This window comes from Bradyrhizobium sp. USDA3516, assembly GCF_057651995.1.
Genome location: NZ_JBYGYN010000007.1, coordinates 331,764 through 347,322 on the forward strand (window position 1 = coordinate 331,764; position 15,559 = coordinate 347,322).

Annotated in this window: 13 protein-coding genes and 1 tRNA gene; 7 read left to right on the forward strand and 7 right to left on the reverse strand. The window is 63.0% G+C overall.

Features of this window, described 5'->3' with window-relative positions; translation table 11 throughout:
* Positions 1-13: 13 nt before the first annotated feature.
* Together AC24YW_RS23320 and AC24YW_RS23325 are read right to left on the reverse strand one after the other, a co-directional pair.
* Positions 14-211 (reverse strand): Trm112 family protein, encoded by a 198-nt coding sequence (locus AC24YW_RS23320; protein ID WP_225135539.1) that lies wholly within the window; start codon positions 209-211, stop codon positions 14-16.
* Between the two features lie 105 nt (positions 212-316).
* Complete coding sequence (locus tag AC24YW_RS23325; protein ID WP_487484887.1) at positions 317-847, reverse strand: TetR/AcrR family transcriptional regulator; 531 nt, start codon at positions 845-847, stop codon at positions 317-319.
* 90 nt (positions 848-937) lie between these two features.
* Here AC24YW_RS23325 and AC24YW_RS23330 point away from each other — a divergent pair, with 90 nt between their 5' ends.
* Entirely contained in the window at positions 938-1,288 is a 351-nt protein-coding gene (locus tag AC24YW_RS23330; RefSeq protein ID WP_487484888.1) for a hypothetical protein, read from the forward strand.
* Positions 1,289-1,495: 207 nt separating this feature from the next.
* Positions 1,496-3,997, forward strand: coding sequence for an EAL domain-containing protein (locus AC24YW_RS23335; RefSeq protein WP_487484889.1), 2,502 nt, complete (start codon positions 1,496-1,498; stop codon positions 3,995-3,997).
* A 10-nt stretch (positions 3,998-4,007) separates the two neighbouring features.
* Here AC24YW_RS23335 and AC24YW_RS23340 read toward each other — a convergent pair whose 3' ends face one another.
* The gene (locus tag AC24YW_RS23340) at positions 4,008-4,685 is read right to left on the reverse strand and encodes an LON peptidase substrate-binding domain-containing protein (protein ID WP_487484890.1); all 678 of its coding nucleotides are present in this window, start codon (positions 4,683-4,685) and stop codon (positions 4,008-4,010) included.
* Positions 4,686-4,720: 35 nt separating this feature from the next.
* Positions 4,721-5,644, reverse strand: coding sequence for a thioredoxin (trxA, locus tag AC24YW_RS23345; RefSeq protein WP_487484891.1), 924 nt, complete (start codon positions 5,642-5,644; stop codon positions 4,721-4,723).
* Between the two features lie 271 nt (positions 5,645-5,915).
* Between trxA and AC24YW_RS23350 the strand changes: the two genes are divergently transcribed.
* Both AC24YW_RS23350 and AC24YW_RS23355 read left to right on the forward strand, forming a co-directional pair.
* Positions 5,916-5,990: transfer RNA gene (locus tag AC24YW_RS23350), tRNA-Gly, on the forward strand.
* 174 nt (positions 5,991-6,164) lie between these two features.
* Entirely contained in the window at positions 6,165-9,974 is a 3,810-nt protein-coding gene (locus AC24YW_RS23355) for a hypothetical protein (RefSeq protein ID WP_487484892.1), read from the forward strand.
* 58 nt (positions 9,975-10,032) lie between these two features.
* Here AC24YW_RS23355 and AC24YW_RS23360 read toward each other — a convergent pair whose 3' ends face one another.
* The gene (locus AC24YW_RS23360) at positions 10,033-10,293 is read right to left on the reverse strand and encodes a hypothetical protein (RefSeq protein WP_487484893.1); all 261 of its coding nucleotides are present in this window, start codon (positions 10,291-10,293) and stop codon (positions 10,033-10,035) included.
* A 182-nt stretch (positions 10,294-10,475) separates the two neighbouring features.
* Between AC24YW_RS23360 and AC24YW_RS23365 the strand changes: the two genes are divergently transcribed.
* From AC24YW_RS23365 to AC24YW_RS23375, 3 genes are all read left to right on the forward strand, one after another.
* Positions 10,476-11,462: an NAD-dependent epimerase/dehydratase family protein gene (locus tag AC24YW_RS23365; RefSeq protein WP_487484894.1), complete on the forward strand. Its 987-nt coding sequence runs from the start codon at positions 10,476-10,478 to the stop codon at positions 11,460-11,462.
* A gap of 338 nt (positions 11,463-11,800) precedes the next feature.
* Positions 11,801-13,075 (forward strand): PQQ-dependent sugar dehydrogenase, encoded by a 1,275-nt coding sequence (locus tag AC24YW_RS23370; protein ID WP_487484895.1) that lies wholly within the window; start codon positions 11,801-11,803, stop codon positions 13,073-13,075.
* A 183-nt stretch (positions 13,076-13,258) separates the two neighbouring features.
* The gene (locus AC24YW_RS23375; RefSeq protein ID WP_487484896.1) at positions 13,259-13,837 is read left to right on the forward strand and encodes a c-type cytochrome; all 579 of its coding nucleotides are present in this window, start codon (positions 13,259-13,261) and stop codon (positions 13,835-13,837) included.
* Between the two features lie 84 nt (positions 13,838-13,921).
* Here the strand turns inward: AC24YW_RS23375 and panE are convergent, their stop codons facing one another.
* Complete coding sequence (gene panE, locus AC24YW_RS23380) at positions 13,922-14,845, reverse strand: 2-dehydropantoate 2-reductase (RefSeq protein WP_487484897.1); 924 nt, start codon at positions 14,843-14,845, stop codon at positions 13,922-13,924.
* A 99-nt stretch (positions 14,846-14,944) separates the two neighbouring features.
* Positions 14,945-15,553 carry a 2-hydroxychromene-2-carboxylate isomerase gene (locus AC24YW_RS23385; protein ID WP_487484898.1) on the reverse strand — a complete coding sequence of 203 codons (609 nt, stop codon included), beginning with the start codon at positions 15,551-15,553 and terminating at the stop codon, positions 14,945-14,947.
* Positions 15,554-15,559 lie beyond the last annotated feature (6 nt).

The window sequence follows — 15,559 nt, forward strand, 5'->3', positions numbered from 1 at the left end:
AATACGGCCGTCCTCAATCGATCTTGCGCGCCTCTTCCGGCAGCATGATCGGGATGCCGTCGCGGATGGGATAGGCGAGCTTGGCGCTGCGCGAGATCAGCTCCTGCCGCTCGGAATCGAATTCCAGCGGACCCTTGGTCAGCGGGCAGACTAGGATCTCCAGCAATTTTGGATCGACGCTGGCTTCGGGACGTTCGGTGGGCGCGTTCATGGAAGTCTCCGGCACTCGCTTGCCTTTAGCATAGAAATCCGCGCCCGCCAGCACGGCCTGGAGCACGATCCGGAAACCGGTTCGCAACTTTCCAAGGATCATGCTTCAGGCGGAGACCATCGCCAGGAGCTCGTCGAGCATGGTCCGCAGCCGCGCCGCCGTGATTGACGGGCCTGACAGCGCGAAGCCGAGAAATGTCCAGTACAGGATCTGCGCGCGGGCCTGCGCCGTTGCCGGGGCGAGCCCACGCTTTTGCAGCAGCTCCTCGATATAGTCGAGCCTGCGGCGGTCGATTGCACGCACCGCCGCTTGCGCGCTCGCATCGAACGCCGCCCAATTGCGCACGGCGCGCTCGAGGTCGAGCCGCGCGCCGAACGATCTCCGCAGCAGCATCTCGAGCGGCTCGTCGCCGGCGGCTTCGACGTCGGCGATGATCCGCTCGGCCGCGATCTCGCGCCAGCGCTTCAGCACTGCGGCGTGAAACGCGGCCAGATCGGCGAAATGCCAATAGAAGCTGCCGCGCGACACGCCCATGATCTTGGCGAGCGGATCGGCCTTCAAAGCCGTGAAGCCGCTTTTGGCGAGGGCCTTGAGGCCCTGGCCAGTCCAGTCGTCGGCGGAGAGCTGCTGGTTCATGTCGTTTCCCGGAGGTGCACCATACACTAGTGTATTGACAGGCGCGTGGCCAGACGTTATCGGACCATACATAGATGTATGGAGGTGTCGATGCGTGACCTGCTGCTCCAGTGCGCCGGCGCCGTGACGATCGCCGTTGCCCTCGTTCACGGCTACCTCGGCGAGGCCAAGGTTTTCTCCCGCGCGCGCATCGAGCCGGAACGGCTTCGCACCTTGATCCGGCTGGTCTGGCAGGCCTCGACCGTGGCCTGGATCGGCGGTGGCGTGCTGCTGATTGCGGCGCCGTCGCTGCAATCGGAGCCGGCTCGCCACTGGATCGTCGCCACCATGGCCTGCGTGTTCGGCTGCTCCGCGCTCGCCAACGCGTGGGCGACACGCGGCCGGCATTTCGGCTGGATGGCGCTCAGTGCAGTCGTCGTGATGTCGGTTGCCGGGTACTAGCTTCGCTTCCACCTGCAATGCGGAAGGCCGCAGCGGCGGCGCAAATCCGGTTTCCGATGCGACCAACGCGGCGCGTTAGCCCGACAGATCAAATTTTACGGACGGCGTTGGCATGCCGCTAAGCATGCGATCAGGCGCGGCACAAAATGAACGCGAAGGGCGATTAGTCGGTCCGCATCGAGAATATCGACGATGAGGCGAGACTGGATGTTCCGCGTTTTCTCCTGCCTTACGGCCGAGCACGATTGGCGGCTCGTCGTCCTCGCTGTCCTGGTTTGCTTCGTTGCCAGCATCGTCGCGGTCAGCATCTTTCACCGCGCGATCGCGACAGCCGCGAGAACCCGATGGATCTGGATCGCCATTGCCGGCGCGGCCATCGGATACGGCATCTGGGCGACGCATTTCGTCGCGATGCTCGCCTACGAGCCCGGGGTCACCACGGGTTACGGCATCGTGTTGACGGCGTCCTCTCTCGCGGCGGCAATGCTGCTGACCTCGGTCGGCTTCGGCGTCGCGGTCGTCGCGTCCGGCCGCTGGCGCGCGGCGGCTGGCGGCATCATCATCGGCGGCGGCATTGCCAGCATGCACTATCTCGGAATGTGGGCGCTCGAAGTGCCGGGCCGAGTCTCCTGGTCCGTGGACCTCGTGCTCCTCTCCATCGTTCTGGGCATGTGTTTCGGCTACGCTGCGTTGGCGGCAGCGCTCACCCGTCAGGGTTATCGCGGCATGCTGGCAGCCGCCACCCTGCTGACGCTCGCCATCGTGTCGCATCACTTCACGGCCATGGGAGCCGTGCAGATCGCACCGGATCCGGCGCTCGCGACCGGTACGCTTGCGCTGTCTCCGGCCGTCCTCGCGCTCGCCATCGCCGGCGTTGCGTTGTCCGTGCTGGGGATGAGCCTGATCGGCGTGCTGGCCGATCGTCGTCTGGCGACCAGAACCGCCAGGTTCGAGGAGATCATCAGTCAGCTCTCCATCGCCCGGCAGCAGCTCGAAGGGTCGCAGAACGAGCTTAGGGAACAGAAGCTGAGGCTGGACACGGCCATCAACCACATGGTCGAGGGCCTGTGCATGTTCGACGCCGAGAAGCGGCTCGTCATCTGCAACGAGCGTTACGCCCGGTTGTACCGGCTGCCGCCGGAATTGCTGCGTGCGGGAACTCCGCACCGCGACATCATCCGACATCGCGTCACGAGCGGCATACTCGAAGGCGAGGCCAGCGATTTCGCCGCCGAACGGCAGATCGCCAAGCTCGATGCGCTGCCGATCCATGCCGTCTCGAGCCGCATCGACGCGTTCGCCGATGGCCGGCTGATCTGCGTGACGCGGCAGCCGATGGCCGGCGGCGGCTGGGTGGCCACGCACCTGGATGTCACCGAGCAACGCCGGTCCGAAGCGAAGATCACCTACATGGCGCAACACGACGCGCTGACCGAGCTGCCGAACCGCGTGCTGCTCAAGGCGCGCCTGGAGCCCGCTCTTGCCGATACGCGTGGAGGAAACCTCCATTTGGCGGTTCTCCTGCTCGACCTCGACCGCTTCAAGGAGATCAACGACACGCTCGGACATCCGGCGGGCGACCTGCTGCTGCGCTCGGTCGCTGCGCGCCTGCTGGGTTGCATCAGGGAGACGACGTTCGTCGCCCGGCTGGGCGGCGACGAGTTCGCAATCGTCGATTACGTGACCAATCCGGCTGTGGACGCGGCCTCTCTCGCCGAGGCGATCCATGGCGCGCTCAGCGAGCCGTTCGATCTCGGCGATCATCAGGTCATCGTCGGCACCAGCATCGGGATCGCCCTTGCGCCTCAGGACGGCGCCGATTCCGACACCATCCTCAGGAGCGCAGATCTTGCCCTCTACGCGGCGAAGAGCGGTGGACGTGGTGCATTCCGCTTCTTCGAGCCCGAGCTCGACCAGCTGCTGCGCGCGCGCCGCAACCTGGAACAGGACCTGCGGAAGGCGCTTGCGAGGGGCGAATTCGAACTCCACTACCAACCCTTCGTCAATTTGAAGAGCGGCGAGACCTGTGGCTTCGAGGCGTTGCTGCGTTGGCATCATCCCGAGCGGGGCCTGGTCTCGCCCGGCGAGTTCATTCCCGTCGCCGAGGAAACCGGCTTGATCCTGCCGCTCGGCGAATGGGTCTTGAGGACCGCCTGCGCCGAAGCGGCCAAGTGGCGGTCCGACCTGAAGATCGCGATCAACCTGTCTCCCGCGCAATTCAGGAGCAGGGAGCTGGTGTCGACGATCGTTGGGGCATTGGCCGCTTCGGGGATTGCTTCAGACCGGCTCGAGCTCGAGGTCACCGAAACCGTCATCATGCATGACAGCGGGACCGTGTTCGCAGCCCTGCGCCAGCTGCGCGAGCTCGGTGTGCGAATTGCCCTCGACGATTTCGGCACCGGCTATTCGTCGCTCAGCTTTCTGCAGAAGTTTCCATTCGACAAGATCAAGATCGATCGCAGCTTCGTCAGCGAGCTGTCCAGTCCGATGCAGGAGCCCCATCGGATCGCGCGGGCCGTGGTCCAGTTCGCCACGAGTCTCGGCAAGACGTCCACCGCCGAAGGTGTCGAAACCGCCGAACAGCTGGACATTCTGCGCCGGGAGGGCTGCGTCGAGGCGCAGGGCTTCTACCTCAGCCCGCCGATGCGGGCCTCGATGATCGCACGGCTTGCGGACCGAAAGGCCGAGGCCGACGAGTTTGCCGCATAGGGCGCGACGATCACTGCAGCGGCGGATCGCCGCTGGTGCGCTTCTTGGCGAGGTCCATTTCGGTGACGGCGATCAGGATCTCGGCGCGGGTCTTCAGGTCGGGCGCCTCCAGCATCGCCTGCTTCTCAGCGGGGCCATAGGGCGACATCATCGCGAGCGCGTTGACGAGCGCCTCATTGGGCGCGCTCTCGACGCCCTCCCAGTCGACCTTGAGATTGTTGGCCTTCAGGAAATCCGCCAGCACGGCCAGCAGCGCCTCGCGGTCGACCTCCTCCTCGCCCATGCGCGCGGTGAAGTCGTCGACGAAAGCGAAGAAGTCCACCTTGCACTGTCGATAGGGGGTGAGCACCTCGAGCTCTTCGACCACCTTGAAGCGCGAAACGCCGGTGAGCTCGAGGATGTAGCGGCCGTCGCCGGACTCGGCGAGCTGGGTGATGCGGCCGACGCAGCCGACGCTGAACAGCGCCGGCTTGTCGGAATCCTTCCGCGAGTGCGCGATGTCGGGCTGGATCATGCCGATCAGGCGATGGCCGTCGCGGAAGGAATCGTCGACCATCGCGAGGTAGCGCGGCTCGAAGATGTTGAGCGGCATCTGGCCGCGCGGCAGCAGCAGCGCGCCCGGCAGCGGGAAGACCGGGACGATCTCCGGCAGGTCGGCGGGCCCGCGATATTCGATGTTGATCGGCATCTGCCCGGTCCCCCCTGGCGTTGCCAGCACGCCGGTTACGAAAACAGGATCGTCGACAAACGCTTGCGTCCTTCGACGGTTGCATCATCCGTGCCGCCCCAGGCCTCGAAGAACTGCACGAGCTGCTTGCGGGCGCCGTCGTCGTTCCATTTGCGGTCGCGCTTGATGATCTCGAGCAGCTGCTGGGTCGCCGCCGCGCGGTTGCCCTGGGCGTTGAGCGCGGTGGCGAGGTCGAATCTAGCCTGATGATCGAGCGGGTTTGCGGCGACTTTCTGTTCCAGCTCTGCAACCGGTCCGAGCGATTTCGCCTGCTCGGCGAGATCGATCGCGGTCTGCACCGCCTTCACGGCCGGATCGTTGCGCTTGGATTCCGGCACCATGGCCAGCGTCTGCTTGGCCTGCTCCATCGCGCCGGAAACGGCGTAGCACTTCGCAAGGCCCGCGAGCGCCGCGATGTTGGTGGAATCATGCTGCAGCGCCTCGGCATAGATCTGCGCCGCCGCCGCGGCGTCGCCCTCGGCGAGCACCGCCTCGGCCTCCTGCACGATCTCGGCGACGTTGACCTCGCCCGGCGCGGTGACGCCCTTGGTCAGCCGCTCGATGAAGGCGTTGACCTGGCTCTCAGGCACCGCGCCCATGAAGCCGTCGGCCGGCTGGCCGTTGACGAAGGCGATCACGGCCGGGATCGATTGGATGCCCATCTGGCCCGGGATCGCCGGATGGTGGTCGATGTTCATCTTGACCAGCTTGACCTTGCCCTTGGCCGCCTTCACCGCCCTCTCCAGGACCGGGGTGAGCTGCTTGCAGGGGCCGCACCATTCCGCCCAGAAATCGATCAGCACGGGCTGGCGCTTCGATTCCTCGATGACGTCCTTCACGAAGGTCTGGGTGGTGGTGTCCTTGATCAGGTCGGCCGCAGCCGGGCCCGCCGCTCCGTTACCCTGGTCGATGATCGTCACGGGATTCCCTCGTCATGTCTGGAATGGCGGCTCTTTAGCATGCCGCCGCGTCATATGCTCGTTGTCGGCTCCTAAATTGGGCCGAATGGGCCGAATTTCAATCCAGGCCCGCCGATTCGCTGGTTCCGGGGCGTTTCCGCCCGATTTGGCCGACTTCGGGGTCCATATGGGGCCCGAATTGCGAATTGATGCCGCCCGTAGCTGTTGCATTCCCCTCCCGCTTTTGGCATACGACAGCCGTTGCCGGCGCGTCACGCGACCGACACAGGATGCGGGTGTAGCTCAGTGGTAGAGCACGACCTTGCCAAGGTCGGGGTCGAGGGTTCGAGCCCCTTCGCCCGCTCCAGTTTTTCCCCAAGCGAGATTGACCGCTGCCTGCGGAGAAGTGCTCCTATGAGAGGAGCATGGAATTCTCAAATTTTTCAATGAGCGTCGACAGGACGATCCCTGCTGCGCAATAATCTTCGAAGGTTGTTATTTCTTCTATGCTCGCGTTCTGGCGGATTGATTCCTTGATCGCATGTTTGAAATCACCGGCACCCATATTGCTGAATTGAGCGACGAGGACGTGCGCGGCCTTATCGGCATGCTTTGCGAAGCCGAAATGCGCCGCCGGGGGCTTCCAGTTTCTGCTGTCACGTGGGGCGGTGACCAGAACGCAAAGGACGGTGGGCTCGACGTGCGCGTCTCGCTTCCTGCCATCACCGTCATCGACGGATTTATCCCGCGACCTTCGACGGGCTTCCAGGTCAAGAAATCGGACATGCCGAGGGGTGCCGTCATCGAGGAGATGCGACCCAAGGGCGTGATACGGCCATCTATCGCCGCGCTGGCCCAAGAGTCCGGTGCCTACGTCATGGTAAGCGCCGATGGTTCGACCTCGGACTCTGCCTTGACCGACCGCCGCCAGGCGATGGCAGAGGCGATGCAAGGCGTTCCGCATGCGGACAAGCTTGCTTTGGACTTTCTGGACCGGGGGCGGCTCGCCACGTGGGTCCGTGATCACCCCGGCATCATACCGTGGGTTCGCAAGAAGATCGGAAAAGCCATCCCGGGATGGCATCTTTATGGTCCTTGGTCCCACGCGCCCGACGCCAACAATCCGGACTATCTCGCGGACGATGCGGCAAGGATAAGAACCGGAACCCAGGACGAGGGCGACGGGTTCTCAGCCATCGACGGCATCAATCGCATTCGCAATGCTCTTCGAACTCCCGGCCAGGTCGTCCGCCTAGTTGGCCTGTCGGGCGTTGGTAAGACCCGGCTGTTGGAAGCGTTATTCGACCAAAAAATTGGAGCAAATGCGCTCGATCCGGCCCTTGCCGCTTATGCGGACGTTGCCGATACTCCCGACCCGCAACCGCCGGGCCTCGCGGCCACCCTGCTGGCCGAACACCGGCGGATGATCCTCGTGATCGACAACTGCCCGGCCGACCTGCACCGGAAGCTGTCCGAGATTGTCCGCGTTCCCGGTAGCACGCTGAGCGTGATTACAGTCGAGTACGATATTCGCGAGGACCAACCGGAAGGGACCGACGTTTTCTCGCTGGAGGCCTCTTCCAACGGCCTCATTGAAAAGCTCATTGCTCGCCGCTTCCCTCAATTGTCGCAGGTCGATGGCCAAACCATCGCGGAGTTTTCCGGCGGCAACGCGCGGATCGCAATCGCACTAGCCGGTACCGTCGAGAAAGACGAGACGATAGCGGGGCTAAGCGATGCGAACCTGTTGGTCCGGCTGATTCAACAGCGTCACCCGCCAGATGAATCCCTGCTCCTAATCGCCCAGGCATGCTCGCTGGTCTATTCTTTTCAGGGCCATGATCTGGAGGGCGAGAACGCGGAGTTGCCAATTCTGGGCGCGCTCATCGGCAAGACGGCCGACCAGATGTATATGGGCGTCGCCGAATTGCGCCGCCGGGATCTGGTTCAACAACGCGACTTATGGCGGGCCGTATTGCCCCATGCAATCGCCAATCGGCTGGCGCCAATGGCGCTCCAAAACATACCGCCTCAAAGGATCGAAACGGCGATTATCAACGGCAAATCCTACCGATTGTTGCGCTCCTTCTCCCGGAGGCTTGGTTATCTCGACACTAGCAAGGAAGCACGTGCCATTGTGGCAGCGTGGCTCGCGCCGGGAGGTCTTCTGTACGACGTTTTGAATCTTTCCGATCTCGGCAACGCCATCTTCCACAATGTCGCGCCTGTGATGCCGGAGGCCGTACTCGCTGCGCTTGAGTGCGCAATAGCCGAGGCGGATGATTCAACGTTGGAGCGTTCCAAGCATTTCATCAGCCTGATCCGCTCACTTGCCTTCGAGCCGGAATTTTTCGAGCGCGCCACTGCGCTTCTGCTTCGCTTCCATGCCATCGAAGCCGATCGCAATGTGGACGAGGAGGCAGGCAGGGTCATCGTATCGTTTTGCCATATCTATCTGTCTGGCACCCACGCCACCGTTCAACAGCGCTTGGCTCTCATCGAAAAGCTTCTGCGCTCATCTGAGCCAAAGCAGCAAGCCCTAGGCGCGCAAGCATTGGAGGCAGTGTTCCAGACCGATCATTTTACGTCGAGCTATCTCTTTGAATTTGGCGCGCGGTCGCGGGATCACGGCTACTACCCTAAGAGCGACGCAGACATCGTCGATTGGTTTGGCTCCGCCCTGAAGCTCTCTGAAGCTATCGCAGCCACCGACTTACCCATCGCTGAACAGGTAAAGAAGGTCGTTGCAAGCGGGTTTCGGGGCTTATGGGCCAACGCACAACTCAGCGAAGAACTCGATAGGATGGCTCGCGCCTTTGCGGGCAACGGCTTCTGGCGAGACGGCTGGATCGCTGCTCGTCAAACACGGGCCTACGAGGCGAAAACCCTATCGCCCGAGTCCCTTGCGAAGCTCAGGGCGGTCGAGGAATTCCTGCGCCCCAAAGACCTTGTTGCCAAAGTGCGCGGCATCGTGCTGGAGGCTAAGGGGGGCGGTTTCGGTTACGACGAGATGGATGACGCGGAAGATCTCGATACTTACGATTTCGAGGCCGCCGAAAAGCGAACGGCCGCGTCGATTGAGCAGCTTGGCAGGGATATGGCTGCCGACGCCGACTCCTTTCAGGAGATGCTGCCCGAGCTACTCAGCAGCGGCGGCGGCCGCCTCTTTCCCTTTGGCGCGGCGCTTGCGCAAGGAGGCGAGCAACCCCGCACCGTCTGGGATGCGCTCGTCCGACAACTTGCGACCAATACGGACAGCAATCCGGTTATCATGGGCGGGTTTCTGAGCGGCTTGCAGACCTCCAACCCTGCCGAAGTTGATGCAATGCTGGATGATGCGGCGACGAATCCGGCCCTTATTACTTGGTTCCCCTACCTGCAAGCGTCGGTCGTGATTGACGATAAGGGACTTGCGCGAATTCATCGCTCCCTGGAGCTCGGCCTCTCGCCAATCGAACGATATTCGCATCTCGCATGGGGCCGCGCATCCGACCCCATTCCGGGCCCAGCATTCCGCGATCTGGTCATGGCTATCTGTGCCAAGGGTGGCACCGATTCAGCGCTGCACATGGTTTCGATGCGCCTCGGCTCTGACAAAATGCAGAAGCGCGCACCCCTGCCTGAAACGCTTGAAGCGGGCCGCAGTGTGCTGGCCGCCTTCGAACTTGGCGCCTCAAAGCGCCAAGTGCAGCGTGAGGATCACGAACTCGGCTTGCTTGCGAGAGTCTGCCTTATTGGTACGGAAGGGGAGGATGTTGCTCGGCGGCTCATCCGGATGCTCAAGGAAGCGTCCGTCGACTATAGACTGAATGCTCTCGGCTACAGTGACTTGGTGCAGGGCTTGTTTACCGCGCAGCCAGTCGCCGCCCTCGATGAGATGTTTGCGGGCGACCAAGAGTCCACAAAGACGGCCGTTCGCTTTGTCGAAACGCTCACACGGCGGCGGAAAAGCCCGCTCGATGGCGTGCCGCCACCCATCTTGATCGCCTGGTGTGAAACCGGTCCTGAGGATCGGTATTTGATAGCAGCCACTGTTGGGACTCTCTTCAAGAAGGACAATAACGACGCACCCCTGCACTGGACTACGCTTGCTCCGTTACTCCTTCAAGGCGCACCAGACCCCCCCGCCCTGCTCCCGATCCTCATCCAGCGGTTGTATCCAAATAGCTATCGATCGTGGGCTACGGAGATGGAGAGCCGTTTCAGGCTTCTGGAGCAACTTGACGTTGGCGGCAACACTGACAGCCAAAAGGCAAAGTCGGAAGCGCTTGCGCGGTTAAGAATCCAGATCGAAGAATCGCGCCAAAAGGAAGCAGAAGAAGACCGACAGCGCAACGCTCGCTTCGAGTAGGACACATACAGCAGGAGCGATGCTTGGCTATGTTTCAATCTGACTGAGCGTTCATCTGCTATGCCGCCAGCGGCAAGGATTGTCCCGAAAACTCGGCAAACGCTTTCGCCGCGGCAACCAATTGATCGTGGCTGATGCCGTGCATCTCAGCGAATGCGATTTGCAATTCGGGATCAACGTCCCCAAAGAACGACGACATCGGGCCGCAGGCCGCCTTCGCCGAAGAGGGATCCAGCAGACAATGGACAAGCTCCTGCGCGTCCAGCTTTTTGCTGTACGGGGCATTTACGGTCGTCAGAACGAGGATGGGACTCTTCATCTGCGTCACTATCTCGATACCCGGTCAATACAGGATTGACATGGGAGCACCTACATTCCCCCCAACAGTCTTCGCGGTCAATTGTTTGCTTCTTGTTCCATCCAGGGGATAGTTTCGCGGCAAACGTCGGCTAAACGCTTCGGAACGGACGGAGGTTTTCCGCTGGTGCATTCGGTTCTCATATGACAATCCTGGTCACCGGCAGCGCAGGCCATCTCGGCGAGGCCCTCTTGCGGACGCTCCGCGGGCGCGGTTCGCCCGTGCGCGGGCTTGACCTCAAACCCTCCCCCTTCACCGATGCCGTCGGCTCCATCGTCGATTCCGGCTTCGTGCGGCGCCAAATGGCCGGCATCACCGCCGTGATCCACACCGCGACGCTGCACAAGCCGCATGTGGCGACGCACTCCAAGCAGGACTTTGTCGACACCAATGTCACCGGCACGCTGAACCTGCTCGAGGCGGCCGCGACGGCCGGCGTGAAGAGTTTTGTCTTCACCAGCACCACCAGCGCGTTCGGCGCGCAGCTGCGGCCCGAGGCGGGGCAGGCGGCAGTGTGGGTCACCGAGGAGCTGCCGTCGGTGCCGAAGAACATCTACGGCACGACCAAGCTGATGGCCGAGAACCTCTGCGAGCTGTTCTTTCGCGAGCGCGCCTTGCCGGTCGTTACCTTGCGGACCTCGCGCTTCTTTCCGGAGGACGACGACGATCCCTCGGTGCGGTCGGCCTACACGCTGGAGAACGCGCAGGCCAACGAGCTGCTCTACCGCCGGCTCGACATCGCGGACGCGGTGAGCGCGCATTTGCTGGCCGTCGATCGCGCGCCCGGGATCGGCTTCGCCCGCTACATCGTCTCGGCGACGAGTCCGTTCGAGCAACGCCATCTCGCCGCACTTGCGCGCGATGCCGTCGGTGTCGTGTGCGAGCTCTATCCGGAGTGCGCGCAGCTCTATGCGGCGCGGGGCTGGCGGCTCTTCCCGGCGATCGACCGGGTCTATGTCAACGAGCGCGCGCGGCGTGAGCTCGGCTGGCGACCCGAATTCGACTTCGCACATGTGCTGCGCAGCCTGCGAGATGGCCGCGATGTCCGCAGCACGCTGGCGCGTGAGGTCGGATCGAAAGGCTACCACGACACGCTGTTCGACGACGGACCCTACCCCGTCGCGTCGTAATCGTTATTTTACTCGACGCTTCAAATGGCTGTCCGGCGTCACCGCGAGCGGACCAATTCGCGCCGTTCTACTGTGCATGGGGTTGTTTTCGCACTTTTTGTATGCCCACCTCTGATTCCGCGTTGCAGCGAGAGCGCGGTCGTCGCAGCATTCATCCGTTCATTGACATTCCGTCTCAATTTTTGATGAGCACAGCCGCGCTGCATCCGGCGCGCTTCTCACGGTGGGCAGATGTGCTACCTTTTTGCGTCTGTCGTCCCGACGGGCTCAAACTTCGCCTCTCGACTAGCAAAACAAAATAACGCGCAGCCCTGACGGCTGCCTTAGGGAGTGATGCGATGACATCGATGTTCCATCGATCCGTGTTGGCGCTTGCAGCCGTGGCCCTTCTCGCGGGGACCGGCGCCGGCAACGCGCAGCAACAGGACAAGAGCAAGCCGCTGAAGAAATACGATTCCGGCACCAAGGAGTTCTGGACCCATCCGCCGGACGACTGGTTCCTCGGCGACGAGACCGAGGCGCAGAAGGGCCTCGCGCCGCCGTCGGGCCCGCCGACCGGGGCCTCCGACGCCGAGCTCGCCAATATCGTCAAGAAGATCAAGCTGCCGCCGGGGTTCAAGATCGAGGTCTACGCCTCCGGCGTGCTGGCCGCGCGGCAGATGGCCTGGGGTGACAAGGGCACGTTGTTCGTCGGCTCGTTCGGCCTCGGCAACGTCTATGCCATCAAGGACAACAATGGAAAGAAAGAGGTCAAGACCGTCCTCAAGGGCCTGAACATGCCCACCGGCCTCGCCTTCAAGGACGGCGCGCTCTACGTCATCGCCGTCGACAAGCTGATCCGCTACGACAACGCCGAAGCCAATCTCGACAATCTCGGCCAGGGCAAGGTCGTCTATGACGACATGCCGTCCTATGCCGCGCATGGCTGGAAATACATTGCGGTCGACAAGGAAGGCTGGTTCTTCCTGCCGTTCGGCCCGCCCTTCAACATCGGCATTCCGCCGACCAGCGTGTCGCAGATCCGGCGCGTCGATCCCAAGACCGGCAACGCCGAAATCTGGGCGCTTGGCGTCCGCAACTCGGTCGGCGGCGACGTCGATCCGCGCACCGGCAAGCTCTGGTTCACCGAGAATGCCCGCGATTGGATCAGCGATGATCTGCCCTCGGACAAGCTGAACATGATCAACCGGATCGGCGAACATTTCGGCTATCCCTATTGCCATCAGGGCAATCTGCCTGACGACAAGTTTGCGATGGGCCACAAATGCTCCGAGTTCACGCCGCCCGTGCTGAACCTCGGTGCCCATGTCGCCCCGCTCGGCATGAAGTTCTACACCGGCGACCAGTTCCCCGCCGACTACAAGAACAACATCCTGATCGCGGAGCACGGCTCCTGGAATCGCCACAAGTACCAGGGCGCGCGGATCGTGCGGGTGATCGTCGGACCTGACGGCAAGAACCCGAAGCGGGAGGTCTTCGCCTCCGGCTGGCTCGAGGGCGACCAGGGCTATCTCGGCCGTCCCAACGACATCGTCATCGCCAAGGACGGATCGATCCTCATCGCCGACGACTGGGCCGGCGCGATCTATCGCATCAGCTACAGCAAGAAGTAGCGCGACGTAACGCAGAGGCTGCGACCGGGTGACGGCCGCAGCCTCTTTTGCTTGTGACGGACTTGCGATGGAACACGCTCGTCATGCCCGGACTTGATCCGGGCATCCATCAACGAGAAACTTTTTGCAAAAGGGATGGATTGCCGGGTCAAGCCCGGCAATGACGGCCGGAGAGATTGAGACATGCGGGTCGTTCGGTTTGGAATTCTGTCTGCGGCGCTCCTGCTCGCGCCAGCCGAGGCCGCCGACAATGCCGCGATCAAGGAGAAGGCCGCCGCCTGCTCCGGCTGCCACGGCGAGAACGGCATTTCGCAGACCGAGAACATCCCCTCGCTCGCCGGCCAGCCCGATCAATTCCTGCAATGGCAGCTGGTGTTCTTCCGCGCCGGCGCGCGCAAGAACGATCAGATGCAGCCGATCGTCGAAGGGATCACCAACGAGGACATCCGCAATTTCGGCGCTTACTTCGCCTCGCTGACGCCGCCGAAGGGACCCGAGGACAACGATCCCGACCTGTCGAAGAAGGGCGCGCAGGTTGCCGCCGGCCGCCGCTGCGCCTCATGCCATACCGACAGCTATGCCGGCACCAAGGCGGTGGCGCGGCTCGCCGGCCAGCGCGAGGAATATCTCGTCAAGGCGCTGCACGATTACAAGGCCGGCCAGCGTGTCGGCGGCGGCGTCGCCGCGATGGCCGACGTCGCCTATCACATGAGCGACGAGGAGATCACCGCCGTCTCGCACTATCTCGCGCATTTGAAATAGCGCGGGGTGTTGCGGCAAGCGCAGCCGTCATCCCGGGCTCGCGCTCCGCCCGCCCCGGGACGGCACCGAATGTGTGGCTGCGCCCTACCCCGCCCGCTGCCTCTCATACGCCTTCAGATGCGTATAGGCGATGCGCAGCTTCGGCACCGGCACCTTGGCCGCATCTGCGCGTGCGATGAGATCGCCGATGACATGGTCGGCCTCGACAGGCTGGCCGGCCTTGATGTCGCGGAACATCGAGGCCGTCATCGGCGAGCCCTCAGTGGTGAGGTTGCCCTTCACGCGCTCGAAGAACGGGCCGCCTGGCGGATAGCCAGACGCGGTGGCGACCGCGCTGGTCTCATCCAGCATGCCGAGCAGGAAATCCCGGCCGCCGGGCGCGGCGAGGATGTTGCCGACAGACGTCCGCATCAGGCTGGTGCTTGCCGCGAGCGAGGACAGGAACACCCACTTCTCCCACATGTCCTGCATGATGTTCTGGCTGGCGCTGGCGCCATTGATGCCGCTCCTGAAGGCCTCGTCGATCGCCTTCACCCGGTCCGACATCGTGCCGTCGCGCTCGCCGTAGCTGATCGACTGCATCGGCTGGAGCTGCACCACCTCGCGCTTCTCGTTCAACGTCGCGGCGATGGCGCAGAGGCCGCCGAGCACGCGCTCCTTGCCGAACCTCGTATCCAGCGTGTCGAGATGCTTCATGCCGTTGAGCATCGGGATGATCGCGGTGTCCGGCCCCACCGCCGGGGCGAACGACGTGATGGCATCGTCGAGGTCGAACGCCTTGCAACTGAGCAGCACCGCGTCGAACTTGTCCTTGAGCGCCTCGGCCTGAACCGTCGGCGGGTTCTTCAAGGTCACATCGCCGTTCGGGCTCTTGATGACGAGACCGGCGCTCGCGAGCTCGCCGGCGCGGCGCGGCCGGACCAGGAAGGTCACGTCGCGGCCGGCCTGCAACAGCCTGCCACCGAAATAGCCGCCGATGGCGCCGGCGCCGACCACGAGGATGCGCATGGGAGAACTCCGCTTTTGTTATTGGCGAATGGCGAATAGGGAGTAGCGAATAGTGGGCGCGATTTCCACTCGCTATTCGCTACTCGCCATTCGCGCACTTCACTTTCCCTTCACCATCTCCTCGACCTCGCGCAGCTGCTCCTTGCCGAAGAACATCTCGTTGCCGACGAAGAAAGTCGGCGAACCGAACGCGCCGCGGGCGACCGCCTCCTCGGTGTTTTTGATCAGCTTGGCCTTCACCTCGGGTTCCTGGCTGCGGGCAAGCAGCTTCTGGGCGTCGAGCCCGGACGACCCCAGCGCCTTCGCCGCAATTTCAGGATCATCCATCTTCTTCGGCTCGCGCCACATGTGGTGGAAGGCGGCCTCGACATACTGCTCGAACACGCCCTCGAGCTGCGCCGCGATCGCCGCGCGCATCAGGTTCAGCGTGTTGACGGGAAAGTGCGGATTCCAGACATAAGGCTGGACATGGAAGCGCTTGATGAAGCGCTCGGTCTCGATCTGCTGGAACTCCCGCTTGTTCTTGATGCCGGCGAGCGTCTCGGCCGGCGACCTGTTGTTGGTCGACTTGAAGATGCCGCCGAGCAGGATCGGCACATATTCGAACTTGACGCCGATCCGCTGTTCGATGGCCGGAATCGCCAGATGGCTGAGATAGGCGTTGGGGCTGCCGAAATCGAACAGGAATTGCGGGGCGGTGCGGGTCAAAATCAT